Origin of the sequence: Microbacterium sp. AG790, assembly GCF_003634765.1 — a bacterium.
Taxonomy (GTDB): Bacteria; Actinomycetota; Actinomycetes; order Actinomycetales; family Microbacteriaceae; genus Microbacterium.
This window is the reverse complement of record NZ_RBWZ01000006.1, coordinates 360,316-385,843: the sequence shown is the minus strand read 5'-3', so window position 1 is coordinate 385,843 and position 25,528 is coordinate 360,316. Positions and strand designations below refer to the sequence as shown.

Sequence of the window (25,528 nt, the reverse complement as noted above, 5' to 3'; positions counted from 1 at the left end):
GGCGCGAGACGCTCAGTCGAGCCGGGGCCGGTTCCACTGCCCCGGCTCGTCGAACTCCGAATAGCGCACGTCGACGGCATCGGGAGCCAGCGACGCCGCGACCACCAGCAGCGACAGGGTCGGGTACCCGAAGGGGCGGTTGTCGCGCACGATGGCGCGATCGTCGGTGGGTCCCAGTCCGCTCGTCAGCTCGAGAGTGTCGAGCCAGGGCTCCCACCAGTGCCCGTCGATGGCAGCCGGCGCGCTGAAGGCCTCCCGCCACGCCGCGATGCGCGCCGTCGCCTCGTCGTCGACGTCGTCATGCGCGACCATGTGGATGCCGGGAGCAAGCTCCACGTGCCGCAGCGCGCCGCCGTCCCACATGGTGACGCGGGCACCGGCCGGCGTCGCCTCGACGAGGTTGAACCCCTGCGCGTGCGGCGGGTCATCCGGGCCACGACCCGCGACGGCGTCCAGGACGATCCGACCGCGGGAGACGGGCGGCGCGCCGTCGGGGTCGGCAGCCAGCACGTCGGCGCGGTTAAGGATCACCGCGACGCGGCCGTGCTCGGCATCCGCGGCCAACCACGCTCCACCGGCACGACGGTCGCGCACCCCTCGCACAGCGGGAAGCTCGGGCCACCACGGGCCCAGCGGATCCCACGAGCGCGCGGGATCCTCGTCGCGGACGGCGAGCAGCCGCACGGGTGCGCCGTCGTCGTGCGGAACGTGGACGATGACGGTACACACGGTTGCTCGAGACCTCTCCGTCCGCTCCTCGTGGCCCCGCCGTCGGGCGTGGCAGGATCGGACCATGTTCGTTGTCGTGGGCGTGACGGGCGGCATCGCCGCGTACAAGACGGTGCACCTCGTGCGCGCCCTCGTCACCAACGGGCACGAGGTGCACGTTGTTCCCACCGAGGACTCGCTGCGCTTCGTCGGGACGACCACGTGGGAGGCCGTCAGCAGGAATCCTGTCACGACCAGTGTCCACGACGACGTCGCGCGCGTGCGCCACGTCGCCCTCGGCACCTCCGCGGACCTCATCGTCATCGCCCCCGCGACGGCCAACACCCTCGCGAAGATGGCGGCGGGCATCGCGGACGACCTGCTCGGTGTGACGCTGCTCGCCACCACCGCGCCCGTCGTCGTCGCGCCCGCGATGCACACGGCGATGTGGGAACACGCCGCCACGCAGGCCAACGTCGCGACGCTGCGGGCGCGCGGCGTGCACGTGGTGGGGCCGGCCGACGGCCCGCTGACCGGCGGCGACAGCGGGCCCGGGCGGATGGTGGAGCCGGAGGAGATCGTCGCTGCGGCGCTGGCGATCGCCGCGCCGCCGCCCGCCGATCTCGCGGGCCTGCGGGTCGTCGTGTCGACCGGCGGCACCCGTGAGCCCATCGACCCGGTGCGCTTCCTCGGCAACCGCTCCAGTGGCCGTCAGGGTACTGAGCTCGCCCTCGCCGCCGCCGACCGCGGCGCCGACGTCACGCTCGTGGCGGCTCACGTGGACGAAGGGGTGCTCGGGTCGGCATCCCGCCACACGCGCATCACGATGGTGCGCGTCGGCACGGCCGCCGAGCTGGAGACGGCGATGACGGATGCCGCGCCCGCCGCCGACATCATCGCGATGGTGGCCGCGGTCGCCGACTACCGGGTCGCGGAGGTCTCGCGCGAAAAGCTGCGCAAGGAGGACGGCGTGCCCCGCCTCGATCTGGTGACGACCCCCGACGTGCTCGCAGGACTCGTCGCCGCACGCCGGCCCGGTCAGATCGTGGTCGGCTTCGCCGCCGAGACGGCGGCCGACGATGCGGAGCTTCTGGCACGGGGACGCCGCAAACGAGAGCGCAAGGGCGTGGACCTGCTGGCGGTGAACCGGGTCGATGAGACCCACGGCTTCGAGGCGACCGACAATCGTGTGCTGCTGCTGGATGCCGCCGGCACCGTCGTGTCGGATGCGGCGGGCACCAAGCGGGAGGTCGCCGACGCGATCTGGGACGCGGTCGCCGCGGTGCGCTGACGGCGGGGGTCACCGCGTTTCGACTCGTCGCTGCGCTCCTCGCTCAACGACCGGGGTCATCCCTCCCGGTCGTTGAGCGAGCGCAGCGAGTCGAAACGCAGAGCGCAGCGAGTCGAAACGCAGAGCGCAGCGAGTCGAAACGCAGAGCGCGGCGGTCAGGCCTTCTTCTGCACGTCCAGCAGCGGCGACCCGTGCGTGACGGGGCCGAGGGCGACCGGGTCGACGGTGTCGAACGTGTCGCCGTTGAGGACGATGACCGGCGTGATCAGCGGATAGCCCGCCTTCTCGATCACGGCGCGGTCGAAGGTGACGAGCGGCGTGCCCGTCTCGACCCGGTCGCCGTTCTTGACCTTGACGTCGAAGCCTTCGCCCTTCAGGTTGACGGTGTCGATGCCGACGTGGATCAGCACCTCGGCGCCGTTGTCCAGCTGCAGGCCGAACGCGTGTCCGGTCGGCTGAGCGGCCACCACCGTGCCGGCACCCGGCGCGTAGACCGTGTCACCGGTGGGCTCGATCGCGACGCCCGGGCCCATGACACCGCCGGCGAAGACGGGGTCGGGCACCTGGTCGAGCGCGACGACGGTTCCGTCCAACGGCGACGCGAGCTGGATCAGCTCCCCGACGGCGGCCGGACGGTCTGCCAAGGCGGTCGCGGTCGCGGTCGCCGCGCCTTCACCGGCGACACCGGCGAGCTCAGCGCCGCCGGCGACAGCCGGGATGCTGTCGCGCGCCACACCGGGGGCGACGGATGCCGCGTCTGCAGTGGCCGCCGCGACGGCCGCACCGGCCGGCTCCGGGTTCTTGTAGCCGGAGATGATGACCAGCACCATGGCGACGACGAAGGCGCCGGCAACGGCGACCAGGTAGAGCCCGATCGGGTTGAAGGCGGGGATCGTCAGCAGCGACGTGAAGACGAACGCCTGCGTCGTGATGCCGTGGGGAAGACCCAGCACCAGCGAACCGATGCCGATGATGAGACCGCCCGTGAGGCAGCCGACGAGCATCCGCGGATAGATGCGCTTGTACCGCAGGTGGATGCCGTAGAGCGAGGGCTCGGAGATGCCGCCGAGAAGGCCCGCGGCGAGCGCGCCCGTCGCGGTCTGACGCATCTGCTTGTCCTTCTCCCGCCAGGCCAGCACCAGCACACCGGCGGTCGCACCGAAGCACGCGAAGTTCCACGCGCCCATGGGGCCCTGGATGAAGTCGTAGCCGAGGGTCTGGATGTTCAGGAGCATGATCGCGTTGATCGGCCAGTGCAGGCCCAGCGGCACCATGAACGGGTAGGCGAGCGGGATGACGATCGCGAAGATGAACGGCGAGAACGAGTTGATCGAGCTGAGCAGGTTCGCCAGCGCCGCACCGGCGTACACGCCGATCGGGCCGATGAGGAACGCCGTCAGCGGGATCATGACCAGCATCGAGATGAACGGCACGAAGATCAGCTGGATGTTCTCGGGGATCACCTTCTTCAGCCCCTTGTAGACGAGGCCGAGCACCGCCGCCATGAGCAGCGGTGGGAAGACCTGGGAGCTGTAGTCGAAGATGGTCAGCGGCATCCCGAACACCTGGACCGTCGTGATCTGAGAGCCGAGGAAGGTCGACTGCACCGCATCGGCGGTCTTGCCGAGCCCGGCGAAGCCCGGGAGCATCGTCACGGCCATGATCGCGAAGCCCACCCACGGGTCGGCCCCGATCTTCTGCGACGCGTTGTAGGCGACCATCAGCGGCAGGAAGACGAACACGCACTGCCACATGAGGTTGACGAACGCCCACGACGGCGGCAGCACCACGCCGGGCGCGTTCCATGCCGGGATCCAGCCGAGGGTCGCCGCCAGCGCCATGAAGGTGATGAACAGCGATGCGCCGAGGAGGGCGCCGAGGATGGGGCGGAACGAGTCCGAGAGGAACTCGAACAGCGAGTCGAGCCAGGCGTTGGTGCCACGGGGGCCCTTCGCGCGCTCGCGCGCCTTGATGTCGGCGATGCTCTCGTCCGCGCCGCCGCCGGCGGATGCGCCGCCGGCCATGACGGGCAGCGCCATGATGTCGTTGTAGACGGTCTGCACGCCGCCGCCGATCACGACCTGGAAACGGTCGCCGGCCTGCGGAACCGCGCCGAGCACTCCCGGAATAGCTTCGACGGCGGTCTTGTCGACCTTCTCACCGTCGTTGAGCTGGAAGCGCAATCGTGTAGCGCAGTGGGTCAGACTCGCGATATTTCCGGGACCGCCGACGGCGTCGACGATCTCGGATGCCGAAGTGGATGCCATTTTTTCGCCTCTTTTTCGTTATGCGACGTCCTGTCGATGACGATCTGTCGCAGGCGACTCTATATCGCCGTCAGGACAGCGGACAGGGCCCGGACCGTGGCAAACGGCCCGGAGGAAATGCGCCCCGACGGCCGGTTGACGTTCAGGGATCACTCAGGTTCTGCGCCGGGGATGTCCAGAAAACGTTGTGAAGCTGTGACCTTCGTGTCCACCCGAGGACGCACACCGCTCGCGCTCCGGCGGCTGGGCGGTGCTGATTCACCGGAAGTACTCTCTTTATGCCCCGTCTGCCTTACCGCCCCGTGACATCCGCCCTCCTCGGCCTCGGCCTCGTGATCGGCGCCGCCACGACCACCGCGGGGGCCCTGCCGGCCTTCGCTGCGAGCGATGCCCCCGCCGCCTCCACCGGCTCGGTCACCGTCGAAACCACCTCCGCACCGCTCAGCGCGATCACCGCCGGCGGCGTCACCGCCATGAGTGCCGCACAGAGCGCCGTCGCCGCCGCCGCGAAGGTGTCGATCGACATCTCGGCCTCCGGCCTCGACGTCGGCACCACCGACACCACCGTCGACACCGACAAGCTCGGTGGCCTCATCACGAAGCTGCGCGCACTCGATGTGACGCCCGCCATGATGATCCCCACCCTCACCTCCGACGCGAAGGCCGAGACCGAGGTCGTCGCCGCCAAGACCGCGCAGCTGCGCGCCGCGCTGGATGCCGCCGTGCAGCGCAAGGCCGCCGAGGAGGCCGCCGCCAAGGCTGCCGCCGAGGCTGCGGCCAAGGCCGCCGCGGAAGCCGCTGCCGCCGCGGAAGCCGCCGCGAAGGCGAAGGCCGAGGAAGAGGCCGCCGCGAAGACCGCGTCGGTCTCGTCGCGTCCCGCGGTCGACGTCAACGTCGACCCGGCATCCGCCCAGGGCATCGCCCGCTCGATGGCTGCCGCCAACTACGGCTGGGGCGACGACCAGTTCGCCTGCCTCGTGTCGCTGTGGAACAAGGAGTCGGGCTGGCGTGTCAACGCCGCCAACAGCAGCGGTGCGTACGGCATCCCGCAGGCGCTCCCGGGCAGCAAGATGGCCTCCGCCGGCGCCGACTGGGAGACCAACCCCGCAACCCAGATCGCGTGGGGCATGGGCTACATCGCGGGCCGCTACGGCACGCCCTGCGGCGCATGGGACCACTCGGAGTCGGTGGGCTGGTACTGATCGCCACCGCCCGCTCGAACGGCCCGGACTGCGCGTCCGGGCCGTTCGCTCGTTCTAGGGTGGGCGCATGACGTGGCAGACGCGCGCATCGCGCACCGTGTACGAGAACCGTTGGATCCGCGTCGAGGAGAACGATGTCGTCAGCCCTCACGGCGAGGGCATCTACGGCGTGGTGGAGATGCAGCATCCCGCCGTGTTCGTCGTCGCCGTCGATGACGATGATCGCGTCTGTCTCGTCTCGCTCGAGCGTTACACCACCGGCCCCTCCTGGGAGGTCCCGTCCGGCGGCTCGGACGGCGAGGACCCTCTCGTCGCGGCGCAGCGAGAGCTCGCCGAGGAGGCCGGCATCACCGCGGCACGCTGGACGGCGCTCGGGCGGATGAACGCCCTCAACGGCATCGCGCGCGCACCCGAGTTCGTCTTCCTCGCGCAGGGCATCTCCCGAGGTGCGGATGCCGACGCCTCTCAGCACGAGGAGGGCATAGACGAGGTCCGGTGGGTCCCGTTCGCCGACGCGCTGCGAATGATCGCCGCGGGCGAGATCACCGACGGCGAGAGCGTCGCGGCACTCGCGTACGCCGGCATCCACCTCGGCCGCTTCGCCTGAGCGACGCCCGATCAGGCGGCGAGCTCGCGGGCCCGCCAGACGACGTCGCGTTCGGGGGCGTGCGGGTCGATCACGTCCACATGGTCGACGACGAACCCGTGGCGCTCGTAGAACGCCGCGGCGCGGTCGTTGGCGGCGACGTGCTCGATCAGCACGCGCGGAGTGCGCGGTGCGAGCGTCGCGATCATCCGGTCGATCAGGAGCGCGCCAATACCCTCGCCGCGGCGGTGGGCGCCGATGTACAGCTTGTAGATGACGGGATCGTCGCCGATGCGGCCGAGCTCGCCGACGCCGACGATCTCCCCGTCGGCATCGAGTGCCACCCAGAGCGCCTGGGCGTCGACGGCGCGGAGCGTCGCGGGGGCGCTCCACCAGTCGGTGACCAGCTCCTGTGCGGCATCGGCCCCGATGAGAGGCCTGTAGTGCGCGGGGAGTACCACGGCGCCGAAGGCACAGACCGCCGCCACGTCGCTCTCGACGGCGCGGCGGATCTCGACGGATGCCGGTGCCGCGCAACCGGGGACGGTCACCCCTGCCGTCCCTTGAAGCGCGGGTTCAGCTTGTTGATGACGTAGACGCGACCGCGACGGCGCACGACCTGCGCGCCGGGCTGCTCCTTCAGGGATTTGAGGGACGCACGAACCTTCATGACCACTCCTTACTGAGAATCTTTATCAATAAGAGGCTAGAGTGGGACGACCCGTCCGTCAATGTGAAAGCAGGCCCGTCGTGCTGCCCTCCCCCCTGATCGTCGCCGGCCTGTGCACCCCCGAACGGCGCCGTTACGCCGCCGGTCTCGCCGTCGCCACCCGACGCGGACTGCTCCGTGTCTCGGCCGGACGCGAGGATGCGGATGCGGGTGCGGCGCCGAGCGATCCCGTCGCGGTGACGCTCGAGCGGGATCGGCACGACGTCGAGCGCTTCGTGATCGATGCGGACATCGACGTGGACGTGCTGCACCTGGACATCGTCACGCGCACACCGCCCGCACCGATCGTCTGCGTCGTCGACGCCCGGCACATGCTGGACGATCTGCGCGACCCGAGTCCGCTCGATGAGCGCCGCCGCGACGGCGACGGCGACGCGGGCGCGCGAGCGCGACGCGCGGTCACGCTGCTCGAGTCGGCGACCCTCATCAGTCTCGTGCGTTGGGAGCACGTGGAGACCGCCGAGCTGTCGGTGCTCATGGCGCTCGCCTCCCACCTCGCCCCGCGCGCACGCGTGCGCCTGTCCCGCGGCCCGGCGGAGGACCTCCAGGCCCTCGCCGGCTCCAACCCTCGCGGGTTCGACGAGAGCTCCGTGCTGGAGCGCCCCGGATGGGTGCAGGCGCTGAACGACGAGCACGACCCCTACATGACCGATCCCCGGGTGTCGACGGTGCGCTACGAACGACTGCGCCCGTTCCACCCGGCCCGCCTCGCCGCCGCCCTCGACGAACTCGACACGGGTCGCTTCGGCCTGTTGCTGCGTTCTGCCGGCTTCTGCCGGCTGGCGACGCGCCCCGGCATCCTGGCCCGGTGGAACCAGGTCGGCTCGGCGATGTGGATCGACCCGCAGGACGCGAGCATGGAGGCGAGTCTCACGGCGCAGGACCTCGCCCTCACGGGACTCGATCTCATGACGGGCGCCGTCGTCGCGACCCTGGACGCCGCGCTGCTCACCGATGCCGAGCTGGAGCAGGGCGCCGCCGGCTGGGCGCGGCTGGAGGATCCCCTTCCGGCGTGGCCCGCCTTCGCCGACGACACGCTCCCGCACGACCCGCTCGCCTGAGCGCCGTCACGCCGTCACGCCGTCACGAACGCTCTCGCGAGCACGGTGATGACGGCGTCGGCGTGCGCGTCGTCGCGCGTCGCGAGCCACCACTGCGCGAGTCCGTCGGCGGTGGCGAGGATCGCCGCGGCGACGACGTCGAGCTCCCGCACGGATGCCGCCGGGCGTGCGGACTGCCAGGCCTCCAGGCGGGCACCGATCTCGGCGAGCGCCGCGGCGCTCTCGATCGCGGCGGCATCCGCCGGCTCGCCCGACGATCGCGCGAGGATCGTCAGCTCGGCGAGGCACTCGTGCCGGCGCGGATCGGCCCGCACGTCGTCGAGGTAGGCACGCAGCGCTGCGGCGACCGCGCTCTCCAGCGTCTCCTCGGCGAGCGGCGCCGCCCAGGCGGCCTCCACCGCACGCGCCGACTCGCGTTCGAGCAGCGCGGCGACGAGCGCGCTCTTGGTCCCGAACGCGTAGGTGACCACGCGGTGCGCCACCCCGGCGCGCTGCGCGACGGTCCGCAGCGAGAGCGCCGTCGCGCCGCCGTCGCGGATCACCTCCCACGCCGCGTCGAGCAGCTGCCGGCGGCGATCGTCCACGCCCAGGTAGGCGCGGGGCGATGGCGCTTCGTTCACAGCGTCCTCCAGGGTCGGGGCCGGCGGTTCCCCTCATACTAGTTTTATCCACTCGGACCAATTGGAGGAGACATGCCGGAGATCACCATCACCCCCGCCCGCCGCGGCGACCTCCCCGCCGCCGCAGATGTGCTGGCCGAAGCCTTCGAGGCCGACCCGGTGCTCGCCGCGATCGTGCCGACGCCGGGCCGTCGGCGCACACGGCTCGCGCACCTCTTCCACGGGATGCTGGCGGCCGGCGCCTTCACGACCGGAACCGTCGACCTCGCCCGCGACGGGGACGGCTCGATCCTCGGGGTCGCCGTGTGGGAGGGCCCGGATGCACGGCACGGCGCTCTCGGACGTCTCGTCGGGCAGGCGCCGCACTTCGTGCGCGCCCTGGGATGGCGCGGCATCCCCCGCGCGCTCTCGCTGTTCTCGCACCTGGAGCGCCAACGCCCCGACTCCCCGCACTGGTACCTGGCCGAGGTGGGCGTGACGGCACGCGCCCGCGGCCGCGGCGTCGGCGGACGCCTGCTCTCGACTCACCTGGACGCCCTCGACGCGATGCGCCAGAGCGCGTACCTCGAGTCGTCCACCCCGGTCAACCGGCGCCTGTACCGACGGCTCGGCTTCGAGGAGGTGCGTCCGATCACCGGGGTGCCGGGCGCCCGCCCGATGGGGATGCTGCGGCATCCCGTCACTCATCGCGCGTAGCCCGTTTACCCCCTCGATCCCAGCCCGTCAACCCACTGCCCTCGCGCCGGCGGCCCTCGTAGCGTCGAGGTCAGGAGTCCGGAGAAGGCCAGAGAAGGGAACACATCATGGGTCTCGACGACAAGATCAAGAACGCGGCCGAGGACCTCGGCGGCAAGGTCAAGGAGGGCGTCGGCAAGCTGACGCACAACGAGCGCCTCGAAGCCGAGGGCGAGGCCGAGCAGGCCAAAGCCCACGTGAAGAAGGCCGGCGAGGACGTCAAGGACGCGTTCAAGTAAGCCTCCCCCCGCGCGACGCCTCCGCCCCCGTCGGGCGGGGGCGTCGCACTGCGTCCGGAGGGGCTCCCCCCTAGAGTGGCGATCATGTCCGCATCCATCGAGCCGTTCTTCACCGTCATCGCGATCGTGTTCGAGGTGATCGGTGCCCTGGCCATGGTCTCCGGGTTCGTCATCGCGGTCGTGCTGGCGTGGCGCACGCTCCGCCGCGAGCGGCGGGCGCACGCGGCCTACCTGGTGCTGCGCACCACGCTGGGGGCGGCGATCCTGTTGGGGCTCGAGGTGCTCGTGGCCGCCGACCTCATCCGCACCATCACCTCGAAGCCGTCGATCGAGGACGCTCTGATCCTCGGCCTCATCGTCGTGATCCGGACGGTGCTGTCCATGTCGATCCAGATCGAGATCGAGGGGACGCTCCCGTGGCGCCGCGCGCTGCTGACCAGCGGCGGCCAGGTGCTGGCTCAGTCGATCACCCGCGACCGGACGGCCGCCCGCGACAGCGCCGGGTAACGGCCGTCGACGCCGGCCCGCGCGAAGTCCTCCAGCGCGGCGACCGCGTCGGTCAGCGCCTCGAGTGCCGTCGCCCGCGCACCGCCGATGCGCACTCCCCAGCACCGGACGCCGGCGCGCGCGCACGTCTGCCGCCAGCGCGCCGCGAGCGCGTCGGGCACCTCGTCGCCCTCGCCGTCGCTGAGGATGAGCACGCGCGCACCGCGCGCATGCGGCTCGCCGAGGAGGTCGAGCGCCGCCGCCAGCGGGGCCTCGAACGCGGTCCCTCCGCCGAAGAAGTGACGGCACACGGTCGCCACCGCCGCCCGGGCTGCGGCCGGGTCGGCACCCGGGATGTCCTGCCGCCAGCACGCGCCGTCGCCCGCGAATCCGAGATAGACCACCTCACGGCCGGATGCCGCGGCCTCCTCGACGCACGCGAGCAGTGTCGCCAGCGCCCAGGTGCGGCGCGTGTAGACGCCGTCGAGGAGGAGCTGCATCGATCCCGACTCGTCGACGAGCACGATCAGCGGCGGCGGCGATGCGGGCGGCAGGATGCCGCTGGGAAGACCCCCCTGCGACCAGCGTCGCCACAGCCCGACCTCGGTCTCGGTCGTCGCCAGCGCGCCCCACGCGTCGACGGCGACGCGTGCGAGATCACGGGTGAGGGGCGCGGCGGCGCGCGCGCCGCGCACCGCTGCGACGAACCCGGCGTGCGACGAGAGTCCGCGCCGGCACGCCGCGACGAGGCGGCGAAGCGTCGCACGGTCGTCCGCGCCGATGAGGCGCGCGAGCAGCTCCTCGTCCGGCGCTGCGGATGCCGCCGATGCCGAGGACGCCCCGCGCCCGCCGCGTGCGCCGCCGCCGTCCACGAGGTCGCCGGCGCCGGAACGTCGCGGATCGACGCCGAGATCGGCGCCGCCGGCGCGGGCGGCGGCATCCCCGTTCTCCGCGGGGCGCGGCGAGACGGAGTCCGGCCCCTCGGCCGCGGCCAGCTCGGCGACGATGGGCGGCACCCAGCTCGCGCAGGCGAGCTCATCGCCCACGGTGAGGGTGCGCACGGCGCGCACCCGGGGATCGACCGCGAGGCGCGCGAGACTCCGCGCCCGCGCGGGGGCGACGGTCGCGGCATCCGCACGCAGTCGGGGCGCCGCGAGGAGGAGATAGCCGAAGACGTCGCGCGCGAGCTCCCGCTGCGACGGCGGCACGGCGTGAGCGATGCGCGCCGCCGCCGCGGGCCACAACTCCTCGACGAGCCAGTCATCCTCGATCGCGCTCGTGGTCGGCACGCGGCGGTGGGGACGGAGCGCGTCGATCACCCGGCGATCCGCGCACGGGCGATCGGCACCGGCCCGCCCGCGCGCCCGGCGTCGTCGGGATCTGCGGCGAGTGCGGCGACGGCCCGCGCAGCCTCGGCGAGCGCGGCGTCGACATCCGGCCCCTCGACGTCGGACGCCTCGGCGCGCGGCGCAAGGCGGCGGGCGGCCTCGACGAGCACCCGCTGCTTGCGCTGTGCCTCCCGCGCCCACGCTCGCCGCGTGGCCGCGTCCTCGCCGGCCCGCCCGCGGCAGACGTCGGCGAGCAGGCGGGCGCGCTCGACGAGCGCGAGCGCGTCGGCGAGGGCGGGATCGGCCACCCGGGCCAACTCGGCGAGCACCGCCGGGCGCTGATCGGGGGTGTCCCAGAGGGCGAAGCGCAGCGCCAGCAGATCGGACGGGCGGGCATCATCGCGGCCGTCGAGCCACGCGGAGGCCCGCAGCAGCCCGAGGCCGGCACGCCAGCGGCGGTCGGAGAACACATCGCCCGCACCGGTGAGCCGCTCGCGCAGGGTGAGCACCGCATCCACGACGTCGGGTGCGATGCGGACGCGGCCGACCGCGGCGACGTCCTCCGCCAGCTCCGCCCGCGAGCGCACGCGCGGGCGGGTCGCGGCATCCGCCGTCCGCATCGGGTCGGCGGTGAGCAGCGCGTGCGCGTCCGTGCGGGAGAGGTAGTCGACCGGCACGCGCACCAGCAGACGGTCCCAGAGCGCCCGGGCGTCGTCGGTGCCGTCGCCGGCGGGGATCGCGTTGCCCGCCGTGAAGGCGGTGTGCAGCGGGATGCCGTGGGTGCTGCGTCCGCCGTCGACGTCGTGCCGGACGCGATCGCCGAGCGCCGCGAGCAGATCGTGACCGAGGTCGGGCGAGATGTGGCCGATCTCGTCGAGGAACGCCCACTCGCAGTCGAGCAGGTAGCCCTCGATGGCGCGGCGGTAGCGGCCCTCGTCGCGCAGCGCCGGGATGTCGAGCGGACCGAGCACCGCCGCGTCGGGACGGGTGCGCGAGAGCGTCTGCTCGAACAGCCGCCCCTCGAGTCCGGCGGTGAAGGCCCGCACGAGGGCGGTCTTCCCGGTGCCGGGCGGGCCCAGCAGGAACACGTGCTCCCGCGCGAGCACGGCCAGCTGCAGCGCGCGGATCTGCTCCCGGCGACCGGGGAACCGTGCGGCCAGCTCGTCCGCGGACGTCCGCCAGAAGCCGGATGCCGCCCCCTCCCGCCCCGCCCCGGCGGCTGTCATCGCGACCGACCGCGACGCGGGTCGTGGGTGTGGTCGTGCCCCTCGTGGTCGTGCGGTTGCGCCCGCACCGGACGCGGCTGGCCGTGCGCGACGCCCGGCCGCTTCACGTGGAAGTTGACGCCCGTCTGCGCCCAACCGGCGAACGGATCGGGCAGCCGGGCCCAGGAGGCGGGTCCGGCGGCGAACTCCTCCTCGGTGAGCAGGGCTCGGCTCAGGCGCGCCTCGGCATCCGCGGCGTCCAGGCCCACGCCGATCAGCACGATCTCCTGCCCGGGGCGATCGTCGAAGTCGCGCCAGTCGGCGATCGGCTCGAAGCGGACGTTGACGCCGGCCTGCGACCACAGGCCCACGGCGTGCGGCGCGCTGGCGAGCCAGAAGAAGCCCTTGGCGCGGTGCAGTCCCGGCCAGGGGGTGGAGATCTCCGCGCCGAGGCGGTAGGGGTGGAACGGACGCGGGGCGCGGAAGACGGTGGAGCCGATGCCGTACTCGAGCGTCTCGGGGGTGTGGGTCTCGCCGTTGATCTCCTGCAGCCAGCCGGGAGAGTCGGCGGCGACGTCGTGATCGAACAGCCCCGTGTCGAGCACCTGGTCGAGGTCGACCCGGCCGTACGCGGTGGTGATCTGACGTGCCCGCGGGTTGAGGCGCGACAGGAACGCGCGGACGGTCTCGAGCTCCTCGGCATCCACGAGGTCGGTCTTGTTCAGGATGAGCACGTCGGCGAACTCGACCTGGTCGATGAGAAGATCGGCGATGCTGCGATTGTCGGTCTCGTTCACGCCGATGCCCTCGGAGGCGAGGGTCTTCGCCTCGTCGAGCGTGGCGAGGAAGGTGGAGGTGTCGACGACGCTGACCATCGTGTCCAGGCGCGCCACGCGCGAGAGCACGCGCCCCGCGGCGAAGTCGAGGTCGAACGTCGCTGCGACGGGCATCGGCTCCGAGATGCCCGTCGACTCGATGAGGATCGTGTCGAAGCGGCCGCCCTCGGCGAGTTCGGCGACCGTGACGAGGAGGTCGTCGCGCAGTGTGCAGCAGATGCAGCCGTTGCTCATCTCCACGAGCTTCTCGGGCACGCGCGCGAGCTGGAGCGGACCGTCGACGAGCCGGGCGTCGATGTTGATCTCGCTCATGTCGTTGACGATCACCGCGACGCGGCGCCCCTCGCGATTGGAGAGTACGTGGTTGAGCAGCGTGGTCTTGCCGCTGCCGAGGAAGCCGGACAGGACCGTGACGGGAACGGTCGTGTCGGCGAGCGTTCCGATCGGGCTGGACGTCGTCTTATTGAGAACCATTCTCAGAATGGTAGCGGATGCCGGAGCCCTCTCCGACGGCCCGCTTCGCGAGCGTGCGCTCGCGGAAGGCGAGGAAGAGCGGGAAGACGAAGGCGAACGCGGTCACCAGCGACACCACGACGTACAGCCACGGACGGCGCATGCCGAGCCGGCGTCCCTCGACGATGATCAGGATGCTGCCGGCGATCGCGGCGACCATGATGTCCACCCCGATCGAGCCGACGGCCGGGCCGGACTGCACGAGGTCGAGCACGTAGTTGCGCATGAGCACGACGGACCACACGTTGAGGGCGAAAGTGCCGACCAGTCCGACCACCGCCAGCACGAGGTAGGTGATCGCGAGGGGTGTCCAGCGAGGCGTCATGGCCCCATTGTGGACCGCGAGCGGTCGAGAGCACAGGGTCCGCCGGTCACGACGACACGGTGACCAAAACCCGGTGCCACCCCGTCGAGCCGTTCGGGGCGATCGGGGCACGCTGCTGCTCCTGCAGCTGGCCGTTCTTGTTCCAGGCGCGTACCGCGATGTAGTGGGTGCCGGGCGCGGCATCCCATTCGTACATCCACTGCACCCAGCTCTCGTCGTTCACCGGCGTGGAGATGGTTGCCGGGATCCAGCCGGTGTCGTCGATGTTCACCTCGACGCGGGCGACCCCGGTCGGCTGGGCCCATGCCATGCCGGCGACGGGAACACGGCCGGCGGCGACGGGGTTGCCGACCTTCGGCACGTCGACACGGGAGGAGAGCTTGATGGGCGCCTCGGCGCTGTATCCCCGCGGCGTCCAGTACGCCTCGTCGGCGGCGAACGTCGTCACCTTCAGCTCGGTGAGCCACTTCGTCGCCGAGACGTATCCGTAGAGCCCGGGGACGATCATCCGCACCGGGAAGCCATGCTCGGCCGGCAGCGGCTCGCCGTTCATCGCGACCGCCAGGATCGCGTCGAGCCCGTCGTCGGTGAGTGCCGACAGCGGCGTGCTCGCGGTGTAGCCGTCGATGCTGCGGGAGAGCACCATGTCGGCACCGGCTTGCGGTCCTGCCATTCGCAGGATGTCGCGGACCGGCACGCCGAGCCAGCGCGCGTTTCCGACCAGTCCGCCGCCGACCTCGTTCGAGACGCAGGTCAGGGTGATGCCGTACTCGTCCAGGCCCATACCGACCAGATCGTCGAAGCTCAACTCGACGCGGCGGTCGACCATGCCGTCGACGACGAGGCGCCAGGTCGACGGGTCGATGGCCGGCACGGTGAGCGCCGTGTCGACGCGGTAGAAGTCGGCGTTCGGCGTGAACAGCGGCGAGAGACCGGGAACGTCGAGCTCGGCGCCGGCGGGCACCGTCAGCGTTCGACGAGGTGCGGGCAGCTTCAGCGCATCGCGGATCGCGTCGACCGATGAGGTCGCTGCCGTCACGACGCGGGCCGTGACACCGACGATCACCGCGGAGATTCCCGCAACGCCTGCGAGGCGGAAGAAGCCGCGCCGGCCGAGGGCCTGCGCGTCGTCCGGGGCGGCGTCGATCGCGTCTGTGGTGGGCACGGGGCGCCGCCAGCGCCGCAGGCGGCGACCGAGCAGGACGAGGACGACGGATGCCGCGACCGCGCCGATCACAGGAGGAACGAACGACAGGGGCGTGACCCCGGTGCGCGAGACGACGGCCGCGGTGGACAGCAGGCCGGCGATCGCGACGACCACCACGCCGAGAGGACTGCGCAGGTATTCGAGCACCCCGCCGATCGCCGAGGCGATGACGACGGCGAGACCGAGCCCAGCGAGGAGGGCGATCTTGTCGTTCGCCCCGAACGTCGCAATCGCGAACTCTTTGAAGGGCTGGGGGACGATGTCGATCACGAAGCCGCCGACTGCAAGGATCGGGCTGGCGCTGCGCGCGACGAGCAGGGCCAGCACCTCGGCGACGCCGAGGAACACCGCCCCGCTGACGACACCAGCGAGGGCGGCGAGGGCGAGCGACGCGCGCCGGCCGGTGTGCGTGGTCACGATGATCTCCTGCCGCCGGGGTCGGGGTACCTGTGTTGTTCGGCACGGGCCGGAGATCGGATGGGTTCGGCGACCTAAGGTGGGGACATGATCCATCTCGTCGCGCGGCGCATCGATCCCGACCAGCGCGAACGCGTTGTGGAGTGGTTACGCACCGTCGACGGTCCGCGTCGCGAAGAGGCGCTCGCCTCACTTGAGGCGGAAGGCATCCGTCATGAGACGGCGATGATCCTGGAGGGCATAGACGGCCCGGTCATCGTCTACGCCATGGAGACCGACGACGTCGAGCGAGCGCGCACAATCGCCGATGATTCACCCCGACCGATCGACGGGGAGCATCGAGCCGTGATGCGGGCAGCCGATGCCGGCGCGGCCGATGCCGACATCCTGCTGGACCTGCGGCCGGCATGACCGGCGGTTCGGGGTTCGACGTGGCGGACGACACCGTCGAGCTCGAACGGGATGACGGCGATCACGGTTCCGCACTCATCGTGCCCGCGGCATCCACCGGCGGGTCGGTGAACGAGACCGGCGTGCCTGCTGCCTGCGCGTAGGCGATCTCCGCCGCCGTCGATGCACCGATGTAGCCGCCGGGATTGACGACGAGCACACGGTCGGCGAGATCGATCTTGTGCCGGTGGAGCGCATCGAGGACGGCCTTCTGCTCTGCGCTGACGGCGCCCTCCATCTCGCCGGGAGCGAGGACGATGACGCCCTGGAGGGTGAGGTCACGGTTCGCGTCGCGCATTTCGGCGACGAAGCGCGAGGAGCCGCAGATGCAGACGGTGTCGGGGCGGACGGGCATGGCTCAGTGTCCCATCGCGGCGCTTCGCGACCCCCTCGCGCAGGGCTTCGCCGTCGCCGTGCGCCGCGGCAAACGCCAGCACCTTTCGACTTTCGTATGAAGTCACGAAAAGGTAACGGAAACCCCTTGTGGCCGTTATCTGGTCGTTATAGAGTGCTCGCACGGTAGTTGTTTTGCTGTGGCAGCTACCGGCATGTGATTGCAGGACACTCTTGGTGCAAGGGACAAGGGCCGGTCGGAAGCCTCTCCGACCGGCCCTTACTCTTGCGCCGATTCCTCCCCAGACAGAGGCATCCGAGGGTTGTCCACAATGCGCCGTTGACCAGGCCTTATACCGCTCTGATGTCGGAGGTCGAGGGCAGAATTGAGTCATGGCCACCACCGAGTCCCCCACCGCACGCGAGGAGCGCGCGGTGGTCGGCGACATCATCGAGGCCCTCGTCGACAGGCGTCGACGCATCGCGTCGCTGCAGGCCGAAGAGGCGGTGCTGCTGCACGCGGCGCAGCAGCATGCACTCACGCAGCGCAACGCCGCCTGCGCCGATAACGATGCTCCGGACGACATTACGATCCGGTCAATCGCCGCCGAGATCGGCGCGGCGACACGGCAGTCCGATCGCACGATCCAGTCGCGGATGGATGAGGCCTCGACCCTCGTGACGCGCTTTCCCGCGACGCTCGATGCGCTCACGAGCGGACGGATCAGCCGCGCGCACGCGGCGGTGATCGCGGATGCCGGGGCCCGCCTGACCGACGACGACGCCCGCGCCGCCTACGAGACGGCGGTCCTGCCGGTGGCCGAACGCGAGACGGTCGGCAGACTGCGGCCCATCGCCCGCCGCCTCGCCGAGGCCCTTCATCCGACGCCGATCGATGAGCGCCACCACGACGCCCGCCGCCAGCGCCGTGTCTGGATCCACGACGGCGACGACGGTATGGCCGAGCTCGGACTCACCGGCCCAGCCCCTCTCGTTCACGGCGTCTACGACCGCCTGACACAGCTCGCACGCGCCGTCCTCGACGCACCTCGCCCCGCAGCAGCGGACGACGACACGATCATGGCCACCGCGGAGCCCGCCTCCGCGAAGGCTCCCGACACGCGACGTGTGGATCAGGTTCGCGTCGATGTCGCACTCGATCTCCTGCTCTACGGACACGCCACCGCCGAGGCGAGCAGCGAGAGCATCGCCGCGGCCGATGCGATCCGTGCCCGCATCCAGGTCACGATTCCCGCGATGAGTCTCCTCGGCGCCGCGGATGCGGCGGCCGACCTGACCGGATACGGCCCGATCGACCCCGACCTCGCGCGGCAACTCGCGGGCACAGCCGCCGGGTGGGATCGGTTGTTCACCAGCCCGACGACGGGGGCCGTCCTCGCGATCGACCGCTACCGCCCGTCTCGCGACCAACTGCGCATGCTCCGCGCCCGCGACGAGCACTGCCGCTTCCCCGGATGCCGCCAGCCGCTCCCCCGCTGCGACGTCGACCACACCGTCGCACGCGAACACGACGGCCCGACCGCGGTGACCAACCTGGCGCACCTGTGCCGACGACATCACACCCTGAAACACCATTCCGCCTGGCGGGTCCGCCAACGGGCGGACGGCACCCTCGAATGGACCAGCCCCACCGGGCGCGTGCACGATGACCGCCCCGCGCGCACGCTCGTGTTCGAACCACCACCGTTCTGATTCACAACGGGGAGGACCCCATCCGCGTGATGGAATGTCACCATGCCCGACGACGCCATCTCCCTGACCATCGACGGCACTCCCGACCTTCCGAGCGCGATCCTGCAGGCGCTGTATCGGATCACGGGCCGTTCGACGATCGAGCTGCGCCGCAGCATCCAGCAGGGCGAGCCGCTCTTCATCGCCACCCTGTTCGGGCGCGAGCACATCGACGTCGTTCCCCGCCTCGAGAGGACCATCGCCTACCTCGACGAGCTGGGCCTGCCCTTCCTCCTGCACGAGCGGATCGACGGCGAGCGCACCACCATAGACGTGGCGACACTCCGCAGCATCCTCGAGGCCGACACCAGCGACGACGACGACACAGCCTGACGCCGGTTCTTCAGACGGCGGCTCAGGCGGCGACTCAGACCCCGCCCCCTCCGCCTCCGCCACCGCCACCGCCGGCAGAACCGCCTCCGCCGGACCCACCCGAGCTCGACGACGACGACATCGCGGCGCTCGAGAGCGAAGCGATCCCGGCGGAGAACGACGATGCGTCGAAGGCCCCGGAGCCGTAGTACCAGTACGGTCCCGTCGCGCCCACGGCCGTGTACAGCACCGCAAGCTCCGCAGACCACTGCTTCTCCTGGCCGAACACGACCGCATACGGCAGCAGCTTCTCGTACAGATCCAGCTTCTGGCGCGGGTCGTTCACATCCACCGCGACGCGCTCGGCACCCGCCGGCGACTGCAGCATCCGAATGCGGTCGGCCTCGGCCCAGCGGATGAACTCCTCCAGTCCCCGCAGATGATCGCGGGTCTCGGCCCCGAGCGCCGTCAGCGGCTTGCGGGAGCACACCCCGATCACCACGACCGCGATCGCCACGCTGATGCCGATCACCGTCCACGGAACGACGGGCTGCACATAGGCCGCGATCGCCACGAACCCCAACCCCAGAGCCAGTCCCGCACCCGCGACGGCGAGCAGGATCGGCAGCCAGCGGGCGCGAAGCGGCACCGCCCGCCGCAGCCCGCGTGCGGTCAGCTCCGTCTCGGCCGCCGCAAGGATCTTCTGCGCGACCTTGGAGAACCTGGTGTCCTGCTTTCCGAACTGGTACTGCGCGCCCGGCGCCCCGCCCGGGAAGAGTCCGTCCAACAGCATCATCCCGTCGCCGTCCGCCTTCGACCGGTCGACGAGCTCCGCGATCAGCTTCGGCTTGCCCCAGCCGCGCCCGTCGGACTCCAGGATGCGGATCGACCCGCGCACCGCCTGCTCCAGCACTTCCGCCGGGATCGCCTTCGACGACTGCCCGAGCAGCACGGCACTCTCGAGCGCGTCGACGATCCGTGGGGGGTCGTACTCCGCGATGATCGTCGGGCGACCGGGCTCATCGGCCAGCTCGCGTCTCCGCGCACGCAGACCCAGAGCACCCGCGCCGACGGCGAGCAGCCCCGCACCCAGCTGCCCCCAGCCGAACGGGGAGGCCAGATATCCGGAGTCGAAGGTCGCGAACGTGCCGTCCGCGAACCCGACGGCGATCGTGAGGGTCTGGTGCGGCTGCACGTCGTCGGCGACGGCGGTGATGACCGTACCCGAACCGCTGATCGCGGCATCCGGGGTCGACGCGATCGACGCGCAGGACGTGCTCGCCCCCTGCACTCCCTGATAGCAGGACATGCGCCCCGTCAGGGATGCCGCCAACGACGCGTCCAGGTGCAGCCGAGCCGTCACACGGCCGAACGACTGTCCCCAGTCGACGCCGTTCACATCCCAGTAGAACTCGAGGCCGGAGTCACCGAACACCCACGTCACGTTCTCGAGCGTGTACGTGAGGACGAAGGTCTGCGCGCCGCGCAGAAACTCGTCCGACCGCGAGACGACCGAGAACACGCCGTCCTGATCCTCCACCTCGCTCGGGCGCGGCGCGCCGTCGCCGTCCGTCACGGAGATCAGTTCGGGGCGGAGGGGCTGACCGTTGTACGAATCGGGGATCTGCCGGCGGATGCCGTGGTTCTGATCCGCATCCGGGAACTGCGCCACGATCGTCTCGACGACCCGCAGCCGGCTGGTTCCGTCGGCGGCCCGCGTCAGGGTGTAGTCGGCCGTCATCGACGAGAACGAGAAGTCGTCGACCCCCGCCGCGGCGACGGACGCGACGGATGCCGGGGGTGCGACCTGTGCGACCGCCGTCGCCGGTCCAGCCCATGCGGGGCTCGCTGTCCCGGCCGCCAGCGCGACCGCGACACCGGCGATCGCGAGTGCGACTCCGACGATCCGTGCACGCGCGCGCCCCATGGGCTTCAGCCTATGGGGCGCCGTGCGAGTGGCGCACTACAGTTGACGCCATGACCGACCGCCGTCTCGCCATCTCCGCGTGGGAGAGTCTCTTTCGCGCGCAGCACGAGATCCTGCGCGAGATCAGCGACGACTTCGGCGAGGACGAGCTGACGCAAGCAGAGTACGACGTGCTGCTCACCGTCGTCCGCGGCGAAGACAACAGCGCGCGCCTGCGCGACGTGACCGCCAACATGCTCATCAGCCAGCCGAGCGTCTCGCGGCTGGTCGATCGCATGGTCGCGCGCGACCTCATCAGCAAGTGCGTCGACCCGCTCGACGGGCGTGGCGCGATCGTCCGCGCAACCGAACGGGGCGCGGCCGCGTTCCGGCGACTCGCGACGGTGCACGGCCGATCGATCGCCGAGCGGATGTCGGTGCTCAGCGACGACGAGCTGGCACAGTTGCAGCGGCTGACGACGAAGCTGCGCGGCGCCTGACCGTCTCGTGCCGCCCCGGCTACCACCGGTTGCGGACATCCTCTGCGAATCCCTCGATACCGTCGAACGCGATCGCACCGCTGTCGACGGCGAACGTTCCCGACCAGGTGCCGAAGCACTGGTCCGTGCGCGAGGAGACCACGCCGAGGTTCATGGCGGAGGCCTTGTCGTAGAACGGGGTGAACACGGCATCCAGCCCTCCTCCGCGCACCCGCCACGGCCGCAGCGGCGCGGCAAGGTCGTAGTCCCAGGCGACGGGCTCGGAGATCTTGTGCAGCGTGCCGTCGAGCACGACGGCGTTCTCCGTCGAGCCCGTCCCGTCGGTCCATCGTCCTCCGACCTGGATGCCGAGGCTGCGTCCGTCTGCGAGGGTTCCCGACCCGGCGCCCCAGTTCCACGACACGTCGTAGCGCCAGCGTCCTCGCCCGTGATCCAGCACCGCCCACGATCCCGCCGGCACCTCGTGGTCGACGCCGTCGAGCGTCAGCACACCGGATGCCGGGAGCGCGACATCCTTCACGGTGTACTGGAACCGCCGCGACGACCACGGCACCACGACCGCCAGCAGCTCGTGTCCGGGCGGGCGGCGCACCGTGATGTCGAAGGACGCGTCCGGGATCTCGGCGTGCAGACGCCAGAGCGACCCGCGCTCGGCCGGCGTGATGGTGGCGGCGAGGTCGGCGTGCCGCGCGATCGTGATGCCGGTGCCCAGCGAGGCGGGCAGCGACACCTCCCGCGACGGCAGCACCGTGACGCTGCGGCCCCACGAACGCGTCGTGGCCCGGTCGTGGATCCACACCTCGTGCACGGCGGCGTAGTCCAGCGACGACACCGTGAGCGACACGATGTGCGTGGGCGTCATGACGTTCCAGTACTCCCACCTCTTGTTGCGCCCCCACGATCGAACGAAGCGTCCACCTCCGATGCCGCGGGTGTCGACGAGCGGCGAGCGGGCGAAGCCGATCGCCGCCGGATTGAGGCGGCCGTCGGGGCGGGTGAGGGAGACGGGTTCGGTGAGCTCGCGCTCGCGCGCGGCGGGGGGTGCGGTCATCGGCATCCTTGCTGACGTTCCGAGTGCTGGTGCTTCCGGTGGGTGCTTCGACACTAGCGCGCAGGCGCGAACCGCCCCGGTCCTCGCGGACACGGGGCGGTTGCGCGCGGGTGCGCGGGCCGGGACTACTGCTCGACCGGGTGCGGCTCCTGCGCCGACTCGTGCGCCTGGATCGTGGGGGCACCGCCGTCGGCGACGACCTGGACCTTGCGCGGCTTCGCCTTCTCGCTCACGGGGATCGTGACCGTCAGCACGCCGTTGCTGTACGTCGCGGCGATGCCGTCGGTGTCGATGCCCTGACCGAGGTTGAGCTGACGCAGGAAGCTCGCGGTCTCACGCTCCCGCGTGATCCACTTCACTCCGTCGCCCTCGCTCAGCGTGCGCTCGGCGCGGATGGTCAGCAGCTGGCCGTCCACATCGATGTCCACCGAGCCCGGGTCGATGCCGGGAAGGTCGGCGCTGAGCACGTAGTGGTCGCCGTCGCGGTAGAGGTCCATCGGCATCCGGCGGGGTCCCCGGCGCGTGTCGAAGAGGCCCGACGCGATGCGGTCGAGGTCACGGAACGGGTCATACGTGGCCATTTTTCTCTCCTTGTCCTTTGTCACTGTGAGGGTCTGTCAAAGTTGAGCCTCATCAACTCAACTAGCATCAGATTAGCACTCGACACAGGAGAGTGCCAACGGTTCACGCACAGCGAACGTGCGCGATCGCGCGCCGTTCACATGACCCTCGCGCCGGAAGCCGCACCGCTGTTTCCGGCGCCGCCGCCCATTCAGCACACGGAACCCTTCCTCCCCACGTGCGGTAACAGCGCAAGTTCTCCACGAGCCGGCGGACGGTGTCCACGACATCAGGAGATGGGCCCAGCATGAGCGGATGCCGCGCCCACCCCGACCACTTCCGCCGACATTGCCGCAGGTGTTCACCGCCGCCGACGCGTCGACGGCCGGCGTCACTCGCGGGCGCCTCTCGGCTCGCGACCTCGACGCACCCTTCCGCGGAGTCCGCGTTCGGCGCGACACGGACGGCGCCGCACCGGACGGCGAGGACACGCCGGACGAGATCGCCCGGCGCAACATCCTGGGTCGCGTCCGCGCCCACGCACTCGTGCTGCCGCCCCATGCGTTCTACACCGGGACGACGGCGCTCGCGATCCACGGGCTCCCCTTCCCCGACGCGGATGCCGCGGCATCCGCCGACCTCGACGTCGCCGTTCCCGCGCCACACCGTGCCCTCAGACGGACGGGCATCACCGCCGTGCAGATCACCCCGATGCTCGTTCACACCACCGTCCGGGCGGGCCTTCCGGTCGCGACGCCCGCCTCCGCCTGGGCGATGCTCGCCCGCGAGCACACGATTCGAGACCTGGTGGTGATCGGTGATGCGATCATCCGCGTGCCCCGCGACGGATGGGGGCGGCGTCTGCCCGACGCTCGACACGCCGGACCCGAGAATCTGGCCGCGGCTGTCGCCGCAGGCCGCCGTTGCGGAATCGCGAAGCTCCGTGCCGCGCTTCCCCTGCTGCGCACCGGCAGCATGTCGCCGCTCGAGACGGACTGGCGACTGTCGCTCATCGGGACGGGTCTGCCGGAGCCCGAGCTCGACGTGGAGGTGCGCGCGCCAGACGGTCGACTGCTCGGCATCAGCGACGGCGCATTCGTGGCGCACCGGGTCGCGGTCGAGATCGAGGGCGATCACCACCGCACCTCGCGTCGCCAGTGGGTGCGCGACCTCGAGAAGTACTCCGACTATGCGAACCTCGGCTGGGATGTTGTGCGCCTGAGCGCCGCGCACATCCGACACGATCCCTCGCGGGGAGTCGCGCTGGTCCGCGCCGCCCTCGCACGCCGAGGTTGGCACGCGTGACCGGTCGCTCGGTTGACGCTTGCACCGGTAATCACATCGCGATTTCCCGCGCGAACGCCAACTGAACCGCGGCAGGCGCGCGCGGCGCTCAGCACTCGACGACGTTGACGGCGAGTCCGCCCTCGCTGGTCTCCTTGTACTTGGTCGACATGTCGATGCCCGTCTGACGCATCGTCTCCACGACGGCATCCAGCGGCACATAGTGCGTGCCGTCGCCGCGCAGCGCGAGGCGCGCGGCGGTGACGGCGGTGGATGCCGCGATCGCGTTGCGCTCGATGCACGGGATCTGCACGAGCCCACCCACCGGGTCGCACGTGAGCCCCAGATGGTGCTCCATCGCGATCTCGGCGGCGTTCTCGATCTGACGGTTGGTGCCGCCCATCACGGCGGTCAGCCCGCCGGCCGCCATCGCGCACGCCGAGCCGACCTCGGCCTGACACCCGCCCTCGGCTCCCGAGATCGACGCGTTCGCCTTGAACAGCGAGCCGAGCGCCGTCGCCGTCAGCAGGAATCGACGGATGCCGCGGCGCCGGTTCGCCTCGGCGAGCTCCTGCGCGGTGGCGACGATGTCCTCCGACCCGTGCGCCGCCTCACCCGCCTCGCGGCCGTCCGGACCGTGCAGCCCGAGTAGCGCCGAGCCGACGAGCTCGCCGTAGGGCGTCACCGCGTTCTCCGCTCCGATGCCGGCATCCGCGAGGAAACGCCACCAGTACATCGCAACGGCCGGGAGGATGCCGGCGGCGCCATTCGTCGGCGCTGTCACGACGCGTCCTCCGGCGGCGTTCTCCTCGTTCACGGCCAGTGCGAACGCACCGAGCCACTCCCCCGGCAGCTCGCGCCCGGTCGCCTCGACGCTCTCCAGCTGGGCGCGGATCGCGCCCGCGCGCCGCTTCACCTTCAGCATTCCCGGCAGCACCCCGTCGGCGTGCAGCCCGGCGTCGACGCACGAGGCCATCGCGTCCCAGATGGCATCGAGCCCGGCCGCGACCTCCGCTTCGGGCCGCAGCGCCTCCTCGTTGCGGCGCGCGATCTCCGCGATCGTCAGCCCGTACGTATCGCAGACGTCCAGCAGTTGCGCCGCTGTCGCGTAGGGCAGCGGGAAGGATGCCGCGGCCACCACCGCCGGCTCACCCTCGCGCCGGATGAACCCGCCGCCGATCGAGTAATAGGTGTCTTCGTGCAGTGCGAGCCCCGCGGCATCCCGCGCGACGAGCGTCATCGCATTGGGGTGTCCGGGAAGACGCGTCCGCGGCGCGAGTACGATGTCCGACCGCGAGAAGGGGATCGGCGTACGACCGTCCATCAGGAGGAGGGCGCCGTCGGACCAGTCGGTCCAGGCGCCGCGCACGTGAGCCGGATCGACGGTCTCGGGCACGTACCCCTGCAGGCCGGCGACGACCGCGTCGGGGGTGCCGTGCCCGATGCCGGTGGCACCGAGTGAGCCGTAGAGGGCGCACTCCACGCGGGCGAGGGTCGGCAGATCGGCGACGCGGCGCGCGAAATCGCGAGCCGCGCGCAGCGGGCCCACCGTATGGGAGCTCGACGGTCCTACCCCGATGGAGAACAGGTCGAACGCCGAGACGTACGCACTCACACTTGTGA

The 25,528-nt window shown here is 71.2% G+C and carries 27 protein-coding genes; 12 read left to right on the top strand and 15 right to left on the bottom strand.

Annotation, left to right across the window (positions count from 1 at the left end; all coding sequences use genetic code 11):
- Nucleotides 1-12: 12 nt before the first annotated feature.
- Nucleotides 13-729, bottom strand: a complete 717-nt coding sequence (locus tag DEU37_RS02395) for an NRDE family protein (protein WP_121189083.1) — start codon at nucleotides 727-729, stop codon at nucleotides 13-15.
- A gap of 64 nt (nucleotides 730-793) precedes the next feature.
- Here DEU37_RS02395 and coaBC point away from each other — a divergent pair, with 64 nt between their 5' ends.
- Nucleotides 794-1,999 (top strand): bifunctional phosphopantothenoylcysteine decarboxylase/phosphopantothenate--cysteine ligase CoaBC, encoded by a 1,206-nt coding sequence (gene coaBC, locus DEU37_RS02390; protein WP_121189082.1) that lies wholly within the window; start codon nucleotides 794-796, stop codon nucleotides 1,997-1,999.
- A 155-nt stretch (nucleotides 2,000-2,154) separates the two neighbouring features.
- On the opposite strand, the gene DEU37_RS02385 is transcribed toward coaBC, so the two are convergent.
- A complete protein-coding gene (locus DEU37_RS02385) occupies nucleotides 2,155-4,266 on the bottom strand; it encodes a glucose PTS transporter subunit IIA (protein ID WP_121189081.1) in 2,112 nt (703 codons plus the stop codon).
- 278 nt (nucleotides 4,267-4,544) lie between these two features.
- On the opposite strand from DEU37_RS02385, the gene DEU37_RS02380 reads away from it, so the two are divergent.
- Both DEU37_RS02380 and DEU37_RS02375 read left to right on the top strand, forming a co-directional pair.
- Nucleotides 4,545-5,468 carry a lytic transglycosylase domain-containing protein gene (locus tag DEU37_RS02380; RefSeq protein ID WP_121189080.1) on the top strand — a complete coding sequence of 308 codons (924 nt, stop codon included), beginning with the start codon at nucleotides 4,545-4,547 and terminating at the stop codon, nucleotides 5,466-5,468.
- A 67-nt stretch (nucleotides 5,469-5,535) separates the two neighbouring features.
- Complete coding sequence (locus DEU37_RS02375) at nucleotides 5,536-6,075, top strand: NUDIX domain-containing protein (protein ID WP_121189079.1); 540 nt, start codon at nucleotides 5,536-5,538, stop codon at nucleotides 6,073-6,075.
- Between the two features lie 11 nt (nucleotides 6,076-6,086).
- Here the strand turns inward: DEU37_RS02375 and DEU37_RS02370 are convergent, their stop codons facing one another.
- A complete protein-coding gene (locus tag DEU37_RS02370; RefSeq protein WP_121189078.1) occupies nucleotides 6,087-6,605 on the bottom strand; it encodes a GNAT family N-acetyltransferase in 519 nt (172 codons plus the stop codon).
- Nucleotides 6,602-6,724 carry a type B 50S ribosomal protein L36 gene (gene ykgO, locus DEU37_RS02365; protein WP_036290846.1) on the bottom strand — a complete coding sequence of 41 codons (123 nt, stop codon included), beginning with the start codon at nucleotides 6,722-6,724 and terminating at the stop codon, nucleotides 6,602-6,604. Before ykgO ends, DEU37_RS02370 begins: the two co-directional genes overlap by 4 nt.
- A gap of 80 nt (nucleotides 6,725-6,804) precedes the next feature.
- Between ykgO and DEU37_RS02360 the strand changes: the two genes are divergently transcribed.
- A complete protein-coding gene (locus tag DEU37_RS02360) occupies nucleotides 6,805-7,845 on the top strand; it encodes a GTP-binding protein (protein ID WP_121189077.1) in 1,041 nt (346 codons plus the stop codon).
- A gap of 14 nt (nucleotides 7,846-7,859) precedes the next feature.
- Here DEU37_RS02360 and DEU37_RS02355 read toward each other — a convergent pair whose 3' ends face one another.
- Entirely contained in the window at nucleotides 7,860-8,465 is a 606-nt protein-coding gene (locus tag DEU37_RS02355; RefSeq protein ID WP_121189076.1) for a TetR/AcrR family transcriptional regulator, read from the bottom strand.
- 72 nt (nucleotides 8,466-8,537) lie between these two features.
- Here DEU37_RS02355 and DEU37_RS02350 point away from each other — a divergent pair, with 72 nt between their 5' ends.
- From DEU37_RS02350 to DEU37_RS02340, 3 genes are all read left to right on the top strand, one after another.
- Nucleotides 8,538-9,161: a GNAT family N-acetyltransferase gene (locus tag DEU37_RS02350; RefSeq protein WP_121189075.1), complete on the top strand. Its 624-nt coding sequence runs from the start codon at nucleotides 8,538-8,540 to the stop codon at nucleotides 9,159-9,161.
- Nucleotides 9,162-9,268: 107 nt separating this feature from the next.
- Complete coding sequence (locus tag DEU37_RS02345; RefSeq protein WP_036290850.1) at nucleotides 9,269-9,439, top strand: CsbD family protein; 171 nt, start codon at nucleotides 9,269-9,271, stop codon at nucleotides 9,437-9,439.
- An 84-nt stretch (nucleotides 9,440-9,523) separates the two neighbouring features.
- Nucleotides 9,524-9,946, top strand: a complete 423-nt coding sequence (locus DEU37_RS02340; RefSeq protein WP_121189618.1) for a DUF1622 domain-containing protein — start codon at nucleotides 9,524-9,526, stop codon at nucleotides 9,944-9,946.
- Here the strand turns inward: DEU37_RS02340 and DEU37_RS02335 are convergent.
- The 5 genes from DEU37_RS02335 to DEU37_RS02310 are packed head-to-tail and all read right to left on the bottom strand — an operon-like array spanning nucleotide 9,898 to nucleotide 15,756.
- Nucleotides 9,898-11,244 (bottom strand): VWA domain-containing protein, encoded by a 1,347-nt coding sequence (locus tag DEU37_RS02335; RefSeq protein WP_147424842.1) that lies wholly within the window; start codon nucleotides 11,242-11,244, stop codon nucleotides 9,898-9,900. The genes DEU37_RS02340 and DEU37_RS02335 overlap by 49 nt on opposite strands.
- Complete coding sequence (locus tag DEU37_RS02325) at nucleotides 11,241-12,479, bottom strand: AAA family ATPase (RefSeq protein ID WP_121189072.1); 1,239 nt, start codon at nucleotides 12,477-12,479, stop codon at nucleotides 11,241-11,243. The genes DEU37_RS02335 and DEU37_RS02325 overlap by 4 nt, the downstream gene beginning before the upstream one ends.
- Nucleotides 12,476-13,768, bottom strand: a complete 1,293-nt coding sequence (locus DEU37_RS02320) for a GTP-binding protein (RefSeq protein ID WP_121189071.1) — start codon at nucleotides 13,766-13,768, stop codon at nucleotides 12,476-12,478. The genes DEU37_RS02325 and DEU37_RS02320 overlap by 4 nt, the downstream gene beginning before the upstream one ends.
- Complete coding sequence (locus DEU37_RS02315) at nucleotides 13,755-14,132, bottom strand: DUF2834 domain-containing protein (RefSeq protein WP_121189070.1); 378 nt, start codon at nucleotides 14,130-14,132, stop codon at nucleotides 13,755-13,757. The genes DEU37_RS02320 and DEU37_RS02315 overlap by 14 nt, the downstream gene beginning before the upstream one ends.
- Before the next feature lie 46 nt (nucleotides 14,133-14,178).
- Nucleotides 14,179-15,756, bottom strand: a complete 1,578-nt coding sequence (locus DEU37_RS02310) for a molybdopterin-dependent oxidoreductase (RefSeq protein ID WP_121189069.1) — start codon at nucleotides 15,754-15,756, stop codon at nucleotides 14,179-14,181.
- Between the two features lie 87 nt (nucleotides 15,757-15,843).
- Here DEU37_RS02310 and DEU37_RS02305 point away from each other — a divergent pair, with 87 nt between their 5' ends.
- Nucleotides 15,844-16,167: a DUF6176 family protein gene (locus DEU37_RS02305; RefSeq protein ID WP_121189068.1), complete on the top strand. Its 324-nt coding sequence runs from the start codon at nucleotides 15,844-15,846 to the stop codon at nucleotides 16,165-16,167.
- Between the two features lie 61 nt (nucleotides 16,168-16,228).
- On the opposite strand, the gene DEU37_RS02300 is transcribed toward DEU37_RS02305, so the two are convergent.
- Nucleotides 16,229-16,561 (bottom strand): hypothetical protein, encoded by a 333-nt coding sequence (locus tag DEU37_RS02300; protein WP_121189067.1) that lies wholly within the window; start codon nucleotides 16,559-16,561, stop codon nucleotides 16,229-16,231.
- Nucleotides 16,562-16,932: 371 nt separating this feature from the next.
- On the opposite strand from DEU37_RS02300, the gene DEU37_RS02295 reads away from it, so the two are divergent.
- Both DEU37_RS02295 and DEU37_RS02290 read left to right on the top strand, forming a co-directional pair.
- Nucleotides 16,933-18,252: an HNH endonuclease signature motif containing protein gene (locus DEU37_RS02295; RefSeq protein WP_121189066.1), complete on the top strand. Its 1,320-nt coding sequence runs from the start codon at nucleotides 16,933-16,935 to the stop codon at nucleotides 18,250-18,252.
- 42 nt (nucleotides 18,253-18,294) lie between these two features.
- Nucleotides 18,295-18,624 (top strand): hypothetical protein, encoded by a 330-nt coding sequence (locus tag DEU37_RS02290; protein WP_121189065.1) that lies wholly within the window; start codon nucleotides 18,295-18,297, stop codon nucleotides 18,622-18,624.
- Nucleotides 18,625-18,658: 34 nt separating this feature from the next.
- Here the strand turns inward: DEU37_RS02290 and DEU37_RS02285 are convergent, their stop codons facing one another.
- A complete protein-coding gene (locus DEU37_RS02285; RefSeq protein WP_121189064.1) occupies nucleotides 18,659-20,530 on the bottom strand; it encodes a DUF2207 domain-containing protein in 1,872 nt (623 codons plus the stop codon).
- Between the two features lie 50 nt (nucleotides 20,531-20,580).
- Here DEU37_RS02285 and DEU37_RS02280 point away from each other — a divergent pair, with 50 nt between their 5' ends.
- Nucleotides 20,581-21,009, top strand: a complete 429-nt coding sequence (locus DEU37_RS02280) for a MarR family winged helix-turn-helix transcriptional regulator (RefSeq protein WP_121189063.1) — start codon at nucleotides 20,581-20,583, stop codon at nucleotides 21,007-21,009.
- Between the two features lie 19 nt (nucleotides 21,010-21,028).
- Here DEU37_RS02280 and DEU37_RS02275 read toward each other — a convergent pair whose 3' ends face one another.
- Both DEU37_RS02275 and DEU37_RS02270 read right to left on the bottom strand, forming a co-directional pair.
- A complete protein-coding gene (locus tag DEU37_RS02275) occupies nucleotides 21,029-22,060 on the bottom strand; it encodes a DUF2804 domain-containing protein (RefSeq protein ID WP_121189062.1) in 1,032 nt (343 codons plus the stop codon).
- 125 nt (nucleotides 22,061-22,185) lie between these two features.
- A complete protein-coding gene (locus DEU37_RS02270; RefSeq protein WP_121189061.1) occupies nucleotides 22,186-22,641 on the bottom strand; it encodes an Hsp20/alpha crystallin family protein in 456 nt (151 codons plus the stop codon).
- Between the two features lie 295 nt (nucleotides 22,642-22,936).
- Between DEU37_RS02270 and DEU37_RS02265 the strand changes: the two genes are divergently transcribed.
- A complete protein-coding gene (locus tag DEU37_RS02265; protein WP_147424841.1) occupies nucleotides 22,937-23,926 on the top strand; it encodes a hypothetical protein in 990 nt (329 codons plus the stop codon).
- 88 nt (nucleotides 23,927-24,014) lie between these two features.
- Here DEU37_RS02265 and DEU37_RS02260 read toward each other — a convergent pair whose 3' ends face one another.
- On the bottom strand, nucleotides 24,015-25,520 hold the full coding sequence (locus tag DEU37_RS02260; protein WP_121189059.1) for an L-serine ammonia-lyase, iron-sulfur-dependent, subunit alpha: 1,506 nt from the start codon (nucleotides 25,518-25,520) through the stop codon (nucleotides 24,015-24,017).
- Nucleotides 25,521-25,528: the final 8 nt, after the last annotated feature.

Coding starts and splice junctions, on each gene's coding strand:
- coaBC (WP_121189082.1), top strand. CDS start 794: ATGTTCGTTGTCGTGGGCGTGACGGGCGGCATCGCCGCGTACAAGACG.
- DEU37_RS02385 (WP_121189081.1), bottom strand. CDS start 4,266: ATGGCATCCACTTCGGCATCCGAGATCGTCGACGCCGTCGGCGGTCCC.
- DEU37_RS02380 (WP_121189080.1), top strand. CDS start 4,545: ATGCCCCGTCTGCCTTACCGCCCCGTGACATCCGCCCTCCTCGGCCTC.
- DEU37_RS02375 (WP_121189079.1), top strand. CDS start 5,536: ATGACGTGGCAGACGCGCGCATCGCGCACCGTGTACGAGAACCGTTGG.
- ykgO (WP_036290846.1), bottom strand. CDS start 6,724: ATGAAGGTTCGTGCGTCCCTCAAATCCCTGAAGGAGCAGCCCGGCGCG.
- DEU37_RS02350 (WP_121189075.1), top strand. CDS start 8,538: ATGCCGGAGATCACCATCACCCCCGCCCGCCGCGGCGACCTCCCCGCC.
- DEU37_RS02345 (WP_036290850.1), top strand. CDS start 9,269: ATGGGTCTCGACGACAAGATCAAGAACGCGGCCGAGGACCTCGGCGGC.
- DEU37_RS02340 (WP_121189618.1), top strand. CDS start 9,524: ATGTCCGCATCCATCGAGCCGTTCTTCACCGTCATCGCGATCGTGTTC.
- DEU37_RS02325 (WP_121189072.1), bottom strand. CDS start 12,479: ATGACAGCCGCCGGGGCGGGGCGGGAGGGGGCGGCATCCGGCTTCTGG.
- DEU37_RS02320 (WP_121189071.1), bottom strand. CDS start 13,768: ATGGTTCTCAATAAGACGACGTCCAGCCCGATCGGAACGCTCGCCGAC.
- DEU37_RS02315 (WP_121189070.1), bottom strand. CDS start 14,132: ATGACGCCTCGCTGGACACCCCTCGCGATCACCTACCTCGTGCTGGCG.
- DEU37_RS02305 (WP_121189068.1), top strand. CDS start 15,844: ATGATCCATCTCGTCGCGCGGCGCATCGATCCCGACCAGCGCGAACGC.
- DEU37_RS02300 (WP_121189067.1), bottom strand. CDS start 16,561: ATGCCCGTCCGCCCCGACACCGTCTGCATCTGCGGCTCCTCGCGCTTC.
- DEU37_RS02295 (WP_121189066.1), top strand. CDS start 16,933: ATGGCCACCACCGAGTCCCCCACCGCACGCGAGGAGCGCGCGGTGGTC.
- DEU37_RS02290 (WP_121189065.1), top strand. CDS start 18,295: ATGCCCGACGACGCCATCTCCCTGACCATCGACGGCACTCCCGACCTT.
- DEU37_RS02285 (WP_121189064.1), bottom strand. CDS start 20,530: ATGGGGCGCGCGCGTGCACGGATCGTCGGAGTCGCACTCGCGATCGCC.
- DEU37_RS02280 (WP_121189063.1), top strand. CDS start 20,581: ATGACCGACCGCCGTCTCGCCATCTCCGCGTGGGAGAGTCTCTTTCGC.
- DEU37_RS02275 (WP_121189062.1), bottom strand. CDS start 22,060: ATGACCGCACCCCCCGCCGCGCGCGAGCGCGAGCTCACCGAACCCGTC.
- DEU37_RS02270 (WP_121189061.1), bottom strand. CDS start 22,641: ATGGCCACGTATGACCCGTTCCGTGACCTCGACCGCATCGCGTCGGGC.
- DEU37_RS02265 (WP_147424841.1), top strand. CDS start 22,937: ATGCCGCGCCCACCCCGACCACTTCCGCCGACATTGCCGCAGGTGTTC.